The organism is Thermocatellispora tengchongensis (assembly GCF_014202315.1).
GTDB lineage: Bacteria > Actinomycetota > Actinomycetes > Streptosporangiales > Streptosporangiaceae > Thermocatellispora > Thermocatellispora tengchongensis.
Genome location: NZ_JACHGN010000001.1, coordinates 555,753 through 571,128, shown reverse-complemented (window position 1 = coordinate 571,128; position 15,376 = coordinate 555,753). Strand labels below are relative to the sequence as shown.

Annotated in this window: 13 protein-coding genes; 7 read left to right on the top strand and 6 right to left on the bottom strand. The window is 73.5% G+C overall.

Translation table 11 applies throughout. The features are described 5' to 3' along the window. Nucleotides 1–111: 111 nt before the first annotated feature. Nucleotides 112–1,032 (top strand): DUF1707 SHOCT-like domain-containing protein, encoded by a 921-nt coding sequence (locus HNP84_RS02880; protein ID WP_185047709.1) that lies wholly within the window; start codon nt 112–114, stop codon nt 1,030–1,032. A 117-nt stretch (nt 1,033–1,149) separates the two neighbouring features. Here HNP84_RS02880 and HNP84_RS02875 read toward each other — a convergent pair whose 3' ends face one another. Beyond that, nucleotides 1,150–2,520, bottom strand: coding sequence for an SPFH domain-containing protein (locus HNP84_RS02875; RefSeq protein WP_185047708.1), 1,371 nt, complete (start codon nt 2,518–2,520; stop codon nt 1,150–1,152). Nucleotides 2,521–2,549: 29 nt separating this feature from the next. Continuing rightward, a complete protein-coding gene (locus tag HNP84_RS02870; protein WP_185047707.1) occupies nt 2,550–2,750 on the bottom strand; it encodes an NfeD C-terminal domain-containing protein in 201 nt (66 codons plus the stop codon). Nucleotides 2,751–2,923: 173 nt separating this feature from the next. On the opposite strand from HNP84_RS02870, the gene HNP84_RS02865 reads away from it, so the two are divergent. Continuing rightward, on the top strand, nt 2,924–4,801 hold the full coding sequence (locus HNP84_RS02865) for an FAD-dependent oxidoreductase (RefSeq protein WP_246517711.1): 1,878 nt from the start codon (nt 2,924–2,926) through the stop codon (nt 4,799–4,801). Nucleotides 4,802–4,833: 32 nt separating this feature from the next. Here the strand turns inward: HNP84_RS02865 and HNP84_RS02860 are convergent, their stop codons facing one another. Together HNP84_RS02860 and HNP84_RS02855 are read right to left on the bottom strand one after the other, a co-directional pair. Next, nucleotides 4,834–5,448: an HD domain-containing protein gene (locus HNP84_RS02860; RefSeq protein ID WP_221335745.1), complete on the bottom strand. Its 615-nt coding sequence runs from the start codon at nt 5,446–5,448 to the stop codon at nt 4,834–4,836. A 36-nt stretch (nt 5,449–5,484) separates the two neighbouring features. Beyond that, on the bottom strand, nt 5,485–6,567 hold the full coding sequence (locus HNP84_RS02855; protein WP_185047706.1) for an acyltransferase family protein: 1,083 nt from the start codon (nt 6,565–6,567) through the stop codon (nt 5,485–5,487). Nucleotides 6,568–6,654: 87 nt separating this feature from the next. On the opposite strand from HNP84_RS02855, the gene HNP84_RS56670 reads away from it, so the two are divergent. Further along, entirely contained in the window at nt 6,655–6,825 is a 171-nt protein-coding gene (locus tag HNP84_RS56670; RefSeq protein ID WP_376771813.1) for a FitA-like ribbon-helix-helix domain-containing protein, read from the top strand. Between the two features lie 725 nt (nt 6,826–7,550). On the opposite strand, the gene HNP84_RS02850 is transcribed toward HNP84_RS56670, so the two are convergent. Next, nucleotides 7,551–8,351 carry an SDR family NAD(P)-dependent oxidoreductase gene (locus HNP84_RS02850; protein ID WP_185047705.1) on the bottom strand — a complete coding sequence of 267 codons (801 nt, stop codon included), beginning with the start codon at nt 8,349–8,351 and terminating at the stop codon, nt 7,551–7,553. Nucleotides 8,352–8,524: 173 nt separating this feature from the next. On the opposite strand from HNP84_RS02850, the gene HNP84_RS02845 reads away from it, so the two are divergent. From HNP84_RS02845 to HNP84_RS02830, 4 genes are read left to right on the top strand one after another with little or no spacing between them, the layout of a single operon-like run. Continuing rightward, nucleotides 8,525–11,503, top strand: coding sequence for a sensor histidine kinase (locus HNP84_RS02845; protein ID WP_185047704.1), 2,979 nt, complete (start codon nt 8,525–8,527; stop codon nt 11,501–11,503). Next, nucleotides 11,500–11,904 carry a roadblock/LC7 domain-containing protein gene (locus tag HNP84_RS02840; RefSeq protein WP_185047703.1) on the top strand — a complete coding sequence of 135 codons (405 nt, stop codon included), beginning with the start codon at nt 11,500–11,502 and terminating at the stop codon, nt 11,902–11,904. Before HNP84_RS02845 ends, HNP84_RS02840 begins: the two co-directional genes overlap by 4 nt. After that, nucleotides 11,901–12,272 carry a DUF742 domain-containing protein gene (locus HNP84_RS02835; RefSeq protein ID WP_185047702.1) on the top strand — a complete coding sequence of 124 codons (372 nt, stop codon included), beginning with the start codon at nt 11,901–11,903 and terminating at the stop codon, nt 12,270–12,272. The genes HNP84_RS02840 and HNP84_RS02835 overlap by 4 nt, the downstream gene beginning before the upstream one ends. Further along, nucleotides 12,253–12,828, top strand: a complete 576-nt coding sequence (locus HNP84_RS02830; protein WP_185047701.1) for a GTP-binding protein — start codon at nt 12,253–12,255, stop codon at nt 12,826–12,828. Before HNP84_RS02835 ends, HNP84_RS02830 begins: the two co-directional genes overlap by 20 nt. Here the strand turns inward: HNP84_RS02830 and HNP84_RS02825 are convergent. Beyond that, entirely contained in the window at nt 12,822–15,356 is a 2,535-nt protein-coding gene (locus tag HNP84_RS02825) for a nitrate- and nitrite sensing domain-containing protein (protein ID WP_185047700.1), read from the bottom strand. The genes HNP84_RS02830 and HNP84_RS02825 overlap by 7 nt on opposite strands. Nucleotides 15,357–15,376 lie beyond the last annotated feature (20 nt).

Below are 15,376 nucleotides of genomic sequence, written 5' to 3'. Positions count from 1 at the left end.
CGGCCTCGACACCCCTCCTGACTCCTTCTGGGCGATTAGGGAAACCTGCCCGGTGTTCGCCGCTTCTGGGATAGCTTGTTGGTACCGTGATCGACCTGCGTGGAGGTGGGCGTGCAGCCGCATATCCGGGTCTCCGATGCCGAGCGAGAGCGCGCCTGTGCGATCCTCCGCGAGCATTACGCACTGGGGCGGCTGAACTCGCAGGAACTGCCGACGCGGGTGGGCGCGGCGCAGGCGGCGGTGACCTGGGGCGACCTGTACGACCTGATGCGGGACCTGCCGCCGATCCCGGGCATGCCGCTGGAGCCGGCCGCACCCCCGCCTCCGGCCGCCGCGTTCATGCCTCCCGCGCCTCCGCCGCCGCCGACGGCGTACGCGCCGCCCCCGGGGCCCTACGCGACCCACGCCTTCCCACCACCGCGCTACGCACCGCCGCCCCCTCCGCTCGCGCACTACGCCCCGCCGCGGCCGTCCTCTTCGGCGGAGAAGCTGCAGAGCGCCGCCTGGGTGTGCTTCGGCCTGGGCTTCTTCACCTGCGGCCTGGCCTGGGCCCCGGCCGCGGTCCTGGCCGTCATGGCGTCCAACGACCGCAAGCGGGGCACCGTCGGCCCGGTGGGCGGGCGGATCACCGCGGTCCTGCTCGCCTCGATCCTGGGCACGCTCGTGCTGTTGGGGCTGATCTTCTCCGCGGCCGGCTCCGACCCCGATGAGGAGTACGAGTACACCCGGACCCACACCGTGGAGCTCTCGGTCGTCGGAGGCGATGACGCCACCCTGACCAGCGTCGAGACCCGGGTGGACTACCAGGAGAGCCTGGAGGAGGACGTGCCGGCGCCGTTCCACTCCACCGTGCAGGACGTGACGGAGGCGGACGACCTCGCGGTCATCGCGCAGGCCGAGACCGACGACGAGGGCAAGTCGCTCTCGCCCATCACCTGCACCATCACGGTGGACGGCCGGATCGTCGCCAAGGACACCGCGCCCAAGGGCAGCGACGGCAGCTGCCGCGCCGAGTACTACGACTTCGACTGAGACCGCGTCGGATCAGCCCCGTCCGGGGTTGACCCGACGCCGGGGGCGGCGCGTGACCCACCGCCCCCGGCACGAGCGCCGTGCCATGAGCGCCACCCTCGGCACAGGCGCCGCCGGTTACTCCACCGGCCGCTCCTTGGCCTCGGCGCCGTTGGGGCTCCCGGCGGCCGCGGCCGGAGCCGGGGCCGGGGTGGCGCCCGCGAGCAGGGTGCGGGCCAGGCCGAGGCCGGTGCCGCCGAGCGTGAGCGCCTTGGCCAGCATCTCCTCCATGCCCTGGGCGCCGTTCAGCACCACCATGTGGTCCACGCTGTGGAACGCCTTGGCCGCCGACTCCACGATGAAGGGCCAGTTCTCCGCGAGCTGCTGGGCGATGACGGCCTCCTGGTTCTCCGCCAGCGCCTGGGCCCGCGCCCGGATCGCGTCGGCCTCCGCCAGACCCTTCGCCCGAGCCGCCTCGGCGTCGGCGAGGCCCCGCGCCTTGGCGGCCTCGGCCTGGGCCAGGCCGACCGTCTTGGCGGCCTGCGCCTCGGCCTCGGCGTGCGCGATGCGGGCGTCGCGCTCGGCCTGGGAGATCTTCACCGTCTCGTACGCGCGGGCGTCGGCGGGCTTGCGCACCTCCGCCTGGAGCCGCTGCTCGGCGAGCTCGGCCTCCAGCTCGGCCGCCCGGGTCTCCTGCACCACGACCTCCTGCCGGGCCGTGGCCTCCGACAGCGGCCCGGCCTGGCGCGCCTTGGCCGCCGCCTGGTCCACCTCGGCCTGGTAGCCCGCCTGCTGGATCTGCGCGTCGCGTACGGCCGCCGCCTTGCGCGCCGCCGCGGCCTGCTCGGCCTCGGTCGCCTCCTGGTCGCGCTGGGCCTCGGCGATGCGCGCCGCCGCCGCGACCCGCGCCGCGTGCGGCTTGCCCAGGTTGATGATGTATCCGGTCTCGTCGTCGATCTCCTGGATCTGCAGCGAGTCGACCACCAGGCCCAGCTTGCTCATCTCGTCGGCCGCGCTGCTGCGGGTCTCGCTGGTCAGCCGCTCGCGGTTCAGGATCAGATCCTCGACGGTCAGGTTGCCGATGATCGAGCGCAGGTGGCCGGTGAACAGCTCGTGGATCGCGCCGTTCATGGAGTCCTGCTGTTCCAGGAAGCGCCGGGCGGCGTTGGCGATCGAGTGGAAGTCGTCGCCCACCTTGTAGATCACGACGCCGCGCACGTGCACCGGGATGCCCTGCTGCGTCACGCAGGACACCTGGAGGTTGGCCGCGCGGCTGTCCAGGCGCAGCCGGCGCGCGGTCTGGAAGCCGGGCACCACCGCCGTGCCCTTGCCTGTCACGATCTTGAAGCCCAGGGAGTCGGCGACGTCGGAGCGCCCGCGCGCGCCCAGGCCGGAGATGATCAGCGCCTCGTTGGGCTCGGCGACGCGCCACACGGCCTTGAACACCAGAATCAGGACGAAGAGGGCGACCAGAACGACGCCCCCGATGACGATGAACTCCGTTGGCATGCGGAGCCTCCACAGGTCGGGAGAGTGGGTCAGACGACGGCGCGTGCGACGTACACCGTGCGGGGCGGGAAGTACTCGACCACGACCACGATCGACCCGACGGAGATCTCCTCGTCCGGAATGCTGGGATGTGCGTAGAACGCCTCCACGCCCCCGCGTACAGGCACCATCACTTCCCCGACCAGGCCGGGGCCTATCCGGCCGGTGACCCTGCCCTGCTTACCGACCACGCGCGTCTCCCCGTGTCTCCCCGTAAAGGCGCAAGCCGTTCGCACTCCACCTGATCCAAGCCTCGCACAGCGAGGCGGTCTGCGAATAGCGCCGTAATAGGGTGCGCAAAATGTTCCTGTGCCCGCCGCGCGGGGACCTGGGGTGATTCGCCGAGATGACCATGATCGGCGTCATGACCGATCTGTCGCGGGAACTCGGCATGAGCCGCCCGATCACGCGGAGGGACTTCCTCGACGGCGTGGCCACGGCCACCGCCGCGACCACCTTCGGGCTGCCCGGCTTCGCCCCCGAGTCCGGCTCCGGCAGGCCGCGGGCGGTCCCGGAACGGCACGCGCCGCCTCCGGCCCTGGAGGTGCGCGGCAGTACGCCGGACGCCGTCGCGGTGCCGCACGCGCTGCGCGACGGGCGCTTCTGGCCGTACGCCGGCACCCCCGAGCCCACCGGCGAGGAGTACGACCTGGTGGTCGTCGGGGCCGGGATCAGCGGGCTGACGTCGGCGTACCGGTGGCTGCGCCGCGACCCGGCCGCGCGGGTGCTCATCCTGGACAACCACGACGAGATCGGCGGGCAGGCGCGGCGCAACACGTTCCGGCCGCAGGGCCGCGCCGGTCCGCTCATCGCCCCCGGCGGCTCCCGCGAGGGCGGCGCCTTCTCCGTGTACGGCCCGGAGGGCCGCGACCTGCTGCGCGACCTCGGCATCCGCTCCGGCGAGCCCGACTTCGGCCTCTACCCCGGCCTCGGCATGCACGACGGGGTCTACTGCGACCGGGAGAGCTTCGGCCGCGAGCACCTGGTCGTCCTGTCGCCCGAGCGGGCCGTGGGCCTGTGGGCGGCCGAGCTGCCGGTGGCCGAGCGGGCGCGGCGCGAGATCGTCCGCCTGTACGCCGGCCCGCCCGACTGGCTGCCCGGCCTGTCCGAGCCGGAGAAGGAGGAGCGGCTGGCCGGCATGACGTACGCGGGCTTCCTGCGCGACGTGTGCGGCGTCCACCCCGACGTGCTCCGCTTCGTGCGGACCATGCCCAGCGCCGAGTTCGGCTACGGCGCCGACGCGCTCGGCGCGCTGGACGCCTGGGCGATGGGCTACCCCGGCTTCGACGGCCTGGGCCTGGACCGGGGCAAGCCGTCGCGCTACCTCTCCTCGCTGGCCAGGGCCCGCTGGGAGGAGCCCCTGACCGTCCACGCCCCCGGCGGCGCGCAGGCCCTGGTCGCCCTGATGGTCTCGCGGATGGTCCCCGGCTTCGCCTGCGCCGACGACGCGACGGAGTACAACTACGAGGCGCTGGACCGCCCGGCCAACCCGGTGCGCATCCGGCTGTCCAGCCCGGTCGTCATGGCCGGCAACGACTCGGGCGGCACGGTAACGGTCGGCTACTTCGACGGCCACCGCGTGCGCACCGTCAGGGCGGCGGCGGCCATCATGGCCTGCTGGCACATGGTGATCCCGTACCTGATCTCCGGGCTGCCCGCCGACCAGCGCGCCGCCATGCGCCAGGCGGTCAAGCTGCCGGTGATCTCGGCGAGCGTGCAGGTGCGCGACTGGACCGCCTGGTTGGAGCGGGGGATCTCACGGGTGCGGTTCACGGGGGCGTACTGGCAGCAGGCCGAGCTGGCCACGCCGGTCGCCGCCGGGGCGTACCGGCCGCCGGCGGACCCCCGCGACCCGGCCGTCATCCACCTGACCCGGGTGCCCACCGTCGCCGGCCTGCCGCCCGCCGAGGGCGCCGCCGCCGGACGCCGGGAGCTGATCCGCACGCCGTACGACTATCTCGAATACTCCCTGCGCGAGCAGCTCGCCCGGCTGCTCGCCCCGGCCGGCTTCGACCCGGCCCGCGACATCGAGGCCATCGTCGTCAACCGCTGGGGCCACGGCTACGCCCCCGACTACACCCGCCCGTGGCACCCCTTCCACCCCGACTCCCCCACCCCGGCCGAAACGGCCCGCCGCCCCTTCGGCCGGATCGCCATGGCCAACGCCGACGCCGTGCCGTCGCCCTCGGTGGACGCCGCCATAACCGCCGCCTACCGCGCCGTGGACGCGCTCACCCGCTGACGCTCAGCGGACGCCCAGCCGGGCGCGGGCGCTCAGTGCGCCGCGTGTCCGCCGTTGAGGGCGCGGGGAAGCCAGGTCAGGGAGCCGGTGCGCAGGGCTTCGTCGGCCAGGCGCTTGGCCGAGGGGGTCTGCAGCGCGGCCAGGGAGGTGTCGATCCACGGCTGGACGTTCTGGTGGCCCTGCTCGCGGTACTCCACGGCCTGGATGAGGCACTCCAGCTTGTCGGCGTCGCGGGCGCAGACGGCCTCGGGGGTGGTCTTCTCCTCGTACTCGCCGACCGCGCCGCGCAGCATCGCGGCCACCGGCTCGGGCAGGCCGCGCACCTGGTCCTCGGTCACGCGCTCGTTGGGCGTGGTGGTCAGGTAGCGCTTGGCCAGGTGGGGCACGTCGGTGGTGCGGGTCTCCTGAGTGTCGTGGAACAGGCTCATGAACGCCGCCCGCTCGGGGTCGGCGCCCTCCAGGACCGCGATCACGCTGGCGATCACGGCGGCGCGGAAGGAGTGGTCGGCGATGCTCTCGGGGTCGCGCACCCCGGCCACGAGCCACCCGGTGCGCCGATACCGCTTGAGGAGCCCCAGCTCGTACAGCAGCCCCGCCAGTCCCGCCAGTTCGTCCGCCACAGGAGCCCCCTTACTGTACGAAGTCATGCAAGCACTATAAGTCGCACAGTAGGCGTACGCGCGTCACCGTGCGGGACGCCGGATACGGGTGAAGGCCCACTGAAGCTCGGGCTCGACCGCCCAGCGGGTCACCCGGCGTACGGGCGGGGAGCACAGGACGGCGGCGATGCCGATGCCCGACAGGGCCACGGCGGTCACGCCGGGCAGGGTCTCGGCCCAGTCGCCGTAGAACCTCTCGAAGACCTTCACGACGAAGCCGTGCAGCAGGTACGCGTACATGGTGGCGGCGCCGAGCCCGGAGTACCAGGTCGTCCGGCTGGGCGTGACGGCGAGGAACGCGGCCACGAGGAGCGCCCCCGCCGCCAGCAGCCCGAGCCGGATCGCCGAGCCGGTGAGGTCGTCCACACCGATCACGGAGTTGGCGTGCCGCCAGCGGATCCACTCGGTGGAAATCTCGGCGTGCACGGCGAACGCCACCGCCAGCCCGCCCGCGAGCACCGCCGCCCCGGCGATCCGCACCGGACGGCGGCGCAGGAACTCGAAGTGCTCCGGCCGCAGCATCAGCCCGAGCACGTAGAACGGCAGCAGGCCGAGGGTGCGGTTCATCGACAGCTCGTCCGGCAGGTTGCTCATCCCCGACAGCACCGACAGCCCGACGGCGATCAGCAACGGCCACCGGAGCTGCTGCCACACCGGCGTCGAGAGCCGCCACAGGAACAGCGACATCAGGAACCAGGTCAGGTAGTACGGGTCGAGCAGGCTGATGCTCCAGGTGCCGTACAGCAGGATCCTGGGGATGTTGTAGGCGATCTCGAACAGCACGTACGGGACGGCGAGCGCGCTGATCAGCTTGCGGGCCTTACCCGAGGAGAAGGTGAAGTTCCGCGACAGATAGCCGCTGAGCACGATGAACAGCGGCATGTGGAACAGGTAGACGTAGAAGTAGACCGCGTGCGCGGCCGCCACGTCGCGCAGGTCCTCGATCAGGTGGCCCGACACCACCAGAATGATCGCCAGGAACTTGGCGTTGTCGAAGAACGGATCGCGAACCTTCCCGCTCGGGGCGACGGCCCCGGGAGCCGGCTCCGCGACGGACTCCCCGGCCCGGAACGTACGCGGCCCGCCCGCCCGAGACTCCGTATCCACGAACCCGGGACCGTACCCCCCTCACCCGACCACCCCCGAAACACCAGGTGAACACCCCGAGAACCCCCAGGAGCCGCGGCGGTAGCGGTGTGCGCATCTCACGCCACCTTGCAGGTCAGAGGGCTGGACGCGGAAGTGGTCGCCGAGCTGAAGGCGCGGGCTGCACGCAAGCGCATGTCGCCGTCCGCGTATGTGGCCGGCATCCTCACCGAGGTCGCCGCCACTCCCGCCCCCAGACACGATCGGAGAGCGGCTTGAGGCGCTCCGCTCGCTCGGCGGCGGGGCTGGCCACGACGACATCGTGACCGAGATCCGGAAGATCCGCGAGTCGTGATCGTCATCGACGGTTCGGCGCTCGTCGAGGCTCAGCAACGCCATGCGCGGCCTGCCACTCGGAGGGAAGATGAGTGAGGCCCGCGCCGAGGGGGCCCGGATCGTCAAGGCGGGACTGCCCTTCAGTCGTCATGCCGACGACGTGACCGCCGATCGCGCCTGGGGCCTGCACGTACATCGGCATCGACCTCTTCTGATCCCTCGATCCATCCTGAGTCTCCGCCGTCCAGCTCAGGCAGGTGGCCAGTGCCTGGGCCTGCCCCTTGTGGTCCCAGCCAGAACGGCGGCCAGATCGGGCGCGGCGCGCGGCGCGGGATCGGGCACGGCGCGGGATCGGGCGTGGCGCGGGATCGGGCACGGCGTGGGATCGGCCGCCAAGGCCGTGGTCAGTCCGGTGCCGTGACGAGGGCGGCCGGTCGTTCCGTGACGTGCGGTGGCGTGGAGCGCCGCCGTCTTGATCTAGCGGCGCATGCCCGTGGGTTCGGCCGGCGCGGGCGCGCGGGCGGTGACCATCGCGGGGAGGGGGCCGCCCGGAAGGGCGGGGGGTGGTGGGTGGGGCCGCAGACGGCACCGATGCGCGACCGCGCCACGACACGCGGGACCCGGGTCGCGTGCGGGCCGGGCGACCGCGCTCCGGCGGGCGGGGGCGCTCAGGGACGGGTGAGGGTCGTGGAGGTTTGCCAGAGGGATTCGGCCAGGGTGGGGTCAGTGAGGCGGGCGGGTAGCGGGGCTTGGCGGCATTTTGTGAAATAGTGCCCTTTGCCTGTTTTGCCGTCTTCGGTGGTTGCTAAGTGGACTAGGGTCTTTGCTCCCTCTTCGGGGGATTTGCCATAGCCAGGTAGGTTATGGACAACCTTCATGAAGAATGTTCCAGATGCGAACTCTGTCTTGATCACTCCGGGGTGGAAGCAGGTGGCGGCCACGCCGCGCCGGGCGAGGGCGACGGTGAACAGGATGTTGGCCTGCTTGGTGTCGCCGTACTGGAGCCAGCCGCTCCAGCGGCGGCGTTCGCGGTCGAGGTCGGCGAGGTCCAGGTGGCCGGTCTTGGCGGCGCGGGAGGTGGTGGTGATCACCCGGCCGCCGTCGGCGAGGTGGTCGAGGAGGAGGGTGGTCAGCAGGAACGGGGCCAGGTGGTTGACCTGGATCATGGTTTCGTGCCCGTCGGGGGTGAGCGTGCGCCTGGTGGTCATCACGCCCGCGTTGTTGACCAGCACGTCGATGCGATCCACCCGCTCGCGGATCTCCGCCGCCAGTTTGCGCACATCGTCAAGCCGGGTGTAGTCACACGTCAAGGTCAGCGGCGGGCGTCCGGTCCCGGCCAGCCCGGCCGCCACCGCGGCCACCTTCGCCGGGGTGCGGCCGACGAGAACGACCTGGTGACCGCGCTCGGCGAGGGCCCGTGCCGCGGCTCCGCCGATGCCGGTCCCCACACCGGTAATCACAGTTATCATCCGCGCCTCCACTGCGCCGAAACCCTATTCAGTGCTAGTCTCCTGTGCGATCTTCTGGAGGCACATTTACGCATAAATCACTGAGATCTAGGCACGAGCCTCCACACACTCAGAAGTTGGGACGAGTGGGCATGGGTTCTGGAAACCGGTCGATTCGGTTCAAGATCTTCTTGTTGCTGCTCCTGCCGCTCCTGTCCCTGAGCGCCCTCTGGGGCTTCGTGCTCAACCTGACCGTCGGCGACGGAGCGGCCCTGCTCAGGGCGGAGACCCTCTACAACACCATCGGCGTCACCTCCACCGACCTCGGGCTCCAGCTTCAGGACGAGCGCGCCCGCTCCGCGGTCGCGATCAGCTCCCGGGTCATCCCCAGCGACCTCGCCGCCCAGCGCACCCGGACCGACGCCTCGGTCAAGCGCTTCCGGCAGGCGGCGCTGGGCGAGGACGCCGCCGAGGCCGTCTCGGACGAGATGCGGGTGCCGCTCAACGCCCTGCTCGACCAGCTCGACCGCCTGCCGCAGATCCGGACCGCGATCGACGAGGGCACCAGCGACCGGCTCACCGCGCTCACCGACTACAACGAGATCCTGGACCAGGTCTTCCGCGTGTACGACCAGCTCAGCGCGGTCCCCGACCTGTCGATCTTCCAGCAGGCCGCGGCCATGCAGGCGATGGGCAACGCCTATGAGTACATCGCCCGCGAGAACGCGCTGATCAGCGGGGCGCTCATCGACCGCCGCCTGACCCCCGGCGAGCGCATCGCCTTCACCGAGTACGTCTCCAACCGGCGCCTCCTGCACGCGCGCGGCCTGTCGGCCCTGGACGCCGAGCTGCGCCGGCCGTACGAGAACGTGCTCTACTCCAGCACCTTCAAGCAGTTCGCCGACCTGGAACGGCAGATCATCACCGAGACCGACGCCGCGAACGGCCGGCTGGACGCCGACGCCGAGCGGTGGCGGGCCGCCGCGCAGAGCGTCTCGGTCTCGCTGGACAGGCTGGGGGCGTCGTCCTCGGCGATCCTCACCGACCGGGCCACCTCGATCGCCACCGGCATCCTGGTCCGGATCGCAATCGCCGGCGGCGTCGGCCTGATCGCGGTCGTCGCCTCGATCATCATCTCGGTGCGCTTCGGCCGCCGCCTGGCCCGCGAGCTGGCCGGCCTGCGGCGTACGGCGATGGACCTGGCCAACGTGCACCTGCCGAGCGTCGTGGAGCGCCTGCGCCGCGCCGAGCCCGTGGACATCGAGGCCGAGGCCCCGCCGATCAAGGCGACCGGCTCGATCGAGATCAGGGACGTGGCCCAGGCGTTCGCCTCGGTGCAGCGCACCGCGATCCAGGCCGCCGTGGGCCAGGCCGAGCTGCGCCGGGGTGTCAGCCAGGTGTTCGTGAACCTCGCCCGGCGCAAGCAGACCCTGCTGCACAAGCAGTTCACGCTGCTGGACGGGATGCAGCGGCGCACCGAGGACCCGGACACCCTGGAAGACCTGTTCCGGCTGGACCACCTGACCACCCGCATGCGCAGGCACGCCGAGGGCCTGATCATCCTGTCCGGCGCGGTGCCCGGCCGCGCCTGGCGCAGGCCGGTGCCGGTCATCGACGTGCTGCGGGCGGCGGTCAGCGAGGTCGAGGACTACACCCGGGTCACCGTGCTGCCCGCACCCGCCGCGGCCGTCATCGGCTCCGCGGTCGCCGACGTCACCCACCTGCTGGCCGAGCTGATCGAGAACGCGACCCTGTTCTCGCCGCCCGGCAGCACGGTCACCGTGCGCGGCGACACCGTGGCCAACGGCTTCGCCGTCGAGGTCGAGGACCGCGGGCTGGGGCTGCACCCGGAGGAGTACGCGGCGATCAACGCCCGCCTGGCCGAGCCGCCGGAGTTCGACCTGGCCGACAGCGACCGCCTGGGCCTGTTCGTGGTGGGCCGGCTGGCCGCCCGGCACGGGATCAGGGTCATGCTGCGCGCCTCGCCGTACGGCGGCACGACGGCGATCGTGCTGCTGCCGCGCACGCTCGTCGCCGATCTGGACAACCCCGTCGCGGGCCCGGCCGCCATCGCGGCGGGCCCCGGCCCGGCGCAGGGGCCGGGGCCGCACGGCGGGCCGAGTACGATCGCCGCCACCGCACTGCCCCAGCGTACGGACCGGGGCGGGCCGCAGCGTACCGATCGCGGCGGCGCCGGGCAGCCCCGGCGGGCCGAGCGGCCCAGGCGGACCGAGCGCGCCGACCGGCCCCGCAGGGCCGAGCGCCCGGCCGTACGGCGGGCCGCCGACCCGGACGCGCGGCGCCCGCGGCCGGCGGGTGACGGCGGCGAGGAGATCCTGACGCCCTCGAACTCCGACCTGTTCACCCCGCGGCCCGCCCAGCGTCCGCCCGCGCCGGCCGCGCCGCCCGCCGAACGGTCGCCGTTCACGCCGCTGCGCCCCCCGGGGACGCCCGGCCCGCTGGCCGCCCCCACCACCGCCGAGGCCCTGGACTTCACGGACGCCACGGACGCCACGGACTCCGCGGACTCCGCTGACTCCGCTGCATTGGAGGGCGCGGTGGGCACGGCCCACGCCTCCGACGACGGCGACCGGCGTCCGGAGAACGGCTCCCCCCCGCCGCCGCTGCCGTCGCGGCGCGGCGGTGTGGCGCTGACCGTCGTGAACGGCACGCCCGAACCGGAGCCCGAGGAGCCCGCGGAGGCGGGCACGGACGACGAGGACGCCGCTCGCGAGCCGCACGGGCCCGTCCGCTCCGCCCCCGCCGCCGGCGCGCATGCCGGGCTGCCCAAGCGGGTACGTCAGGCCCACATGGCCCCCCAGCTCCGCAAGACACCCCACGACCGCCCCGACGCCGGCGAGCGCGCCGACGTGCCCGGCAGCGCCCACGTGTCCGGCAGCGCAGCCTCGCCCGGGCGCGCCGACGCGTCCGACGGTGCCGACGGGGAGCGGGAGGGAGAACGCACCGGCGGGGAAGCGCGCGCCGACCACAAGGTCGAGTACTCTGAACCGCCCGAGCACACCGGCTCCGAGGGCTCCGGCGGGCCCTCGGCGGAACGCTCCCCCGACGAGGTCCGCGCCCTGTTCTCCGCCTTCCAGCAGGGAGTACGCCGCGGACGCGAGGAAGCTTCCGACTACGTACACCACACGACAGGCGACAAGAGGGACGAATGACCGGGCATCAGAGCAACACCGGCGAGCTGAACTGGCTGCTGGACGACCTCACCACACGGGTGGCGGCCGTGCGCCAGGCGGTCATCCTGTCCACGGACGGGCTCGCGGTGGGCTTCTCCAGGGGACTCACCCGTGAGGACGCCGAGCATCTGTCCGCCGTGGCCGCCGGTTTCCAGAGCCTGGCCCGCGGCGCCGGGCGGCACTTCGGGGGCGGCGAGGTGCGGCAGACCATCGTGGAGATGGAGGCGGCCTTCCTGTTCGTGACCGCGGCCGGCCAGGGCACCTGCCTGGCCGTGCTCAGCAGCTCCGACGCCGACGTGGGCCACATCGCGTACGAGATGGCGATGCTGGTCAAGCGGGTCGGGCAGCACATCTCGACGAGTCCGCGGGCGCTGTCATGAGCGGCCCCGAGTGGCTGGACGACGAGGCCGGGCCGGTGGTCCGGCCGTTCGCGCTGACCCGCGGGCGCGCCAGGTCCTCCGCGGACGACATGGACGTGATCGCCATGGTGACCGCGACCGGCGAACGCCGGCCGCAGGGCCTGGTGCTCGGCCCGGAGCAGGAGCGGATCCTCCACATCTCCAGGCGCGCGGTGTCCGTGGCCGACATCGCCTCGGACCTCGACCTGCCACTCGGCGTCGTCCGGGTACTTCTCGGGGATCTGAAGGATCAAGGGCTCATCAGCGTGCGCGCGCCCGCCGCCATGGCGACGCCGCGCGCGAGCGAGCGCGTTCTCAAGGAAGTGATCAATGGACTTCGGGCCCTCTGACGAACCCGTCGCGCTCAAGATTCTGATCGCGGGCGGCTTCGGCGTGGGCAAGACCACGCTCGTCGGCGCCGTGAGCGAGATCCGGCCGCTGCGCACCGAAGAGGTGCTGTCCGACCGCGGCATCGGCATCGACGACCTCGGCGGCGTAGAGGGCAAGACCACGACCACGGTCGCCATGGACTTCGGCCGGATCACCATCCGGGAGGGCCTCGTCGTCTACCTGTTCGGCACGCCGGGCCAGGAGCGGTTCTGGTTCATGTGGGATGAACTGTCCTACGGCGCGCTGGGCGCGGTCGTGCTCGCCGACACCCGGCGGCTGACCGACTGCTTTCCCTCCGTCGACTACTTCGAGCAGCGCGGCACGCCGTTCATCGTGGCGGTCAACTGCTTCGACGGCGCGGCGCGCTACGAGCCCGAGGACGTGCGGATCGCACTCGACCTCGACCCCGACGTGCCGGTGCTCAACTGCGACGTCCGCCTGCGCTCCTCGGCCAAGACCGTGCTGATCACCCTGGTCGAGCACGCCCTGAAGAAGATCACCACCAGCCGCTACTGATCCCCGGCCACCTGGCCCCCGACCTTCTGGCCCCCGACGAGTTCCCCGGCGCCCCCGGCCTCCTCCGCCGCCGCGGCCTCGCCGGGGCGCCGGCCGGGCCGCGCGTCGGGGCGCTCACCGGTACGCTCCTCGTCCCCGGTCTCGGCCGGGGGCGCGGCCGGTGGCAGCGTGACCAGCGAGCCGGGGATCAGCACCACCGCCGTCGTGCCGCCGAAGGGCGAAGCCGCCAGCTCGACCCGCAGGCCGTGCTTGACCGCCAGCCGCCCGGCGACGAGCAGGCCGAGGCGGTCGATGCCGGCCAGGTCCAGTTCCTCCGGCGGGCCGGCCAGCATCCGGTTGGCGGCCTTGCGCTCGCCCAGGGCCATCCCGCCGCCCCGGTCCTCGACCTCGATCCGGTACGCGTCCCCGGCGGCCTCGCCGCGCACGGAGACCTCGGTGTTGTCCGGCGAGTACGCGACGGCGTTGTCGATCAGCTCGCCGAGCACGTGCACCACGTCGGCGACGGCCGGGCCGGCGATCCGGGCCTCCGGCATGGGGTAGACGCGCACCCGCCCGTACTCCTCGATCCCGGCCACCGCGGCGCGCAGCGCGTGCGCCACCGGCACCGGGCGGCGCCAGGAGCGGCCGGGCGAGCCGCCGGACAGGACGATCAGGCTCTCGGCGTACCGGCGCATGCGGGTGGTGTGGTGGTCGATCCGCACCAGGTTCTCCAGCGCCCTGGCGTCCTTGGTGCGGCGCTGCATCACGTCGAGCATCCGGAGCTGCCGCTGCAGCATCGACTGGCTGCGCTTGGCCACGCCGCGCAGCGCCTGTCCGGCCGAGGCGCGCAGCACCGCGCGCTCGGCCGCCGCCTCGACGGCGGTGCGGCGCAGCCCGTCGAGCGCGTGCGCCAGCTCGCGCACCTCGCGGCTGTGCCGGGGCGAGACGAAGGAGGGCACGGCGGTGGTGAGGTCCACCTCCTCGCCCTGGCGCACCCGCGCCGTGACGGCCGGCAGGCGTACGGCCGTCAGCTCGCGCGCCGCCGTACGCAGCACGCCCAGCTCCCGGACCACCCCCCGGCCCACCCTGCGGGCCACGAGCACCGAGATCAGCAACGCGGCGAGCCCGGTGGCGGCGGCGAGCCCGGCCCGCAGCAGCGCCTCGTCGGCCAGGGGCCCGATCCGGGCCGCGAGCGCCTTGCCGGACTCGTCCAGGGCCTTCTGGTAGGCCGCGTCCACCTGGTCGCCGAACGTCCGCCACTCCGGGTGCGAGACGCGCAGCGCGTTCCCGGCGGCGAGCCGGTCCTCGGCGGCGGCGAACCGCCGGTACGCCTCCCCGGCCCCGGCCCGCTGGAACGGCGCCCGCAGCGCCGGCTCCAGCTCCGCCACGCCCTGCTCGTACAGGTAGGCCCGGGTGCCGGCGAGCCGGCCGAAGGCGCGCTGCTCGGCGGGGGTCATCTGGCGCCCGGCCGCCAGCACCCCGGCCGCCAGCGCCCGCTCCCCGGCGAGGAGATCCTTGGCCTGGGCCAGCGTCGCGAGGGCGCGCGCCTGCCGGTACAGGGCGGGGTCGGTGGACATCATCACGGCGGTCACGAGCCGCTGCCCGGCCTCGGTCACCCGGCCGAACTCCGGCGCCAGCGCCGCCAGCGCGATCCCCTCGGCCCCCGTCACCCGCCGCACGGCCGACCCCCCGGCCCGCTCCTCACCGCGCGCCGCTCGCCGCACACCCGAGCCACCGGCCCGCCCGTCGTCCGCAGCCGCCACCTGCGTGCCCGAGCCGTCGGCCCGCTCCTCACCACGCGCCGCCGCGTGCGCGGTGGGGCGCGTCGTCGCGGTGTCGGTGGCCGCGGGGCGCGACGTGTCGGTGGCCACGGGGCGCGTCGTCCCGGTGGCCGCGGGGCGGGTCGTCCCGGTGGGCACGGGGCGCGTCGTGTCGGTGGCCGCGGGGCGCGACGTGTCGGTGGCCACGGGGCGCGTCGTCCCGGTGGGCACGGGGCGGGTCGTGGCGGTGGGCACGGGGCGGGTCGTCCCGGTGGCGGTGGTGGTGTCGGCGGTCGTTGCGGGGGCCTTGGGCCTGGTCTTGTCGCCGCGGCCTCGGGTCTTGGTGCCGCCGTCGGTCCCCCCGGTGGCCTCCCGCGTCTCGTCGATGGAGGCGCGCAGCGCGTCCACCCGGCGCGATTCGCGCATCAGGGCGTCGTGGGCGGCCTTGACCTCCGCCGTCATCGCCGCGCGGGTCTCCGGGGCGGCCGAGCGGTCGCGGAGGTGGGTGCGGGCGCGGTCGGTGCGCGCGCGTTGCTGGATGAGGGCGGTACGGCCCCGGTCGGAGCGGGTGGCCAGGTACTCGGCGGTGACCAGGTGCTCGCGCTGGAGCGCCACGATCAGCCCGCCGGCGGCGTCGCCGAGGACGGCGTGCGCGGTGGCGGCGGCCCGCAGCCGGGACGCCTCACCGGCGGCGTCGGCGGCGACGTAGCCGGTCACGGCGACCAGCGCCAAGGCCGGCACGGCGACCAGGCCCGAGATCCTGACCCGAATGGACCTGCCCGACGCCATGACACCGCCCATTCATCCCG

Bases quoted from the DNA above. Each gene is read 5' to 3' on its own strand.
- HNP84_RS02875 (WP_185047708.1), bottom strand. From the start codon at position 2,520: ATGCCAACGGAGTTCATCGTCATCGGGGGCGTCGTTCTGGTCGCCCTC.
- HNP84_RS02865 (WP_246517711.1), top strand. From the start codon at position 2,924: ATGACCGATCTGTCGCGGGAACTCGGCATGAGCCGCCCGATCACGCGG.
- HNP84_RS02860 (WP_221335745.1), bottom strand. From the start codon at position 5,448: ATGACTTCGTACAGTAAGGGGGCTCCTGTGGCGGACGAACTGGCGGGA.
- HNP84_RS02850 (WP_185047705.1), bottom strand. From the start codon at position 8,351: ATGATAACTGTGATTACCGGTGTGGGGACCGGCATCGGCGGAGCCGCG.
- HNP84_RS02840 (WP_185047703.1), top strand. From the start codon at position 11,500: ATGACCGGGCATCAGAGCAACACCGGCGAGCTGAACTGGCTGCTGGAC.
- HNP84_RS02835 (WP_185047702.1), top strand. From the start codon at position 11,901: ATGAGCGGCCCCGAGTGGCTGGACGACGAGGCCGGGCCGGTGGTCCGG.
- HNP84_RS02830 (WP_185047701.1), top strand. From the start codon at position 12,253: ATGGACTTCGGGCCCTCTGACGAACCCGTCGCGCTCAAGATTCTGATC.
- HNP84_RS02825 (WP_185047700.1), bottom strand. From the start codon at position 15,356: ATGGCGTCGGGCAGGTCCATTCGGGTCAGGATCTCGGGCCTGGTCGCC.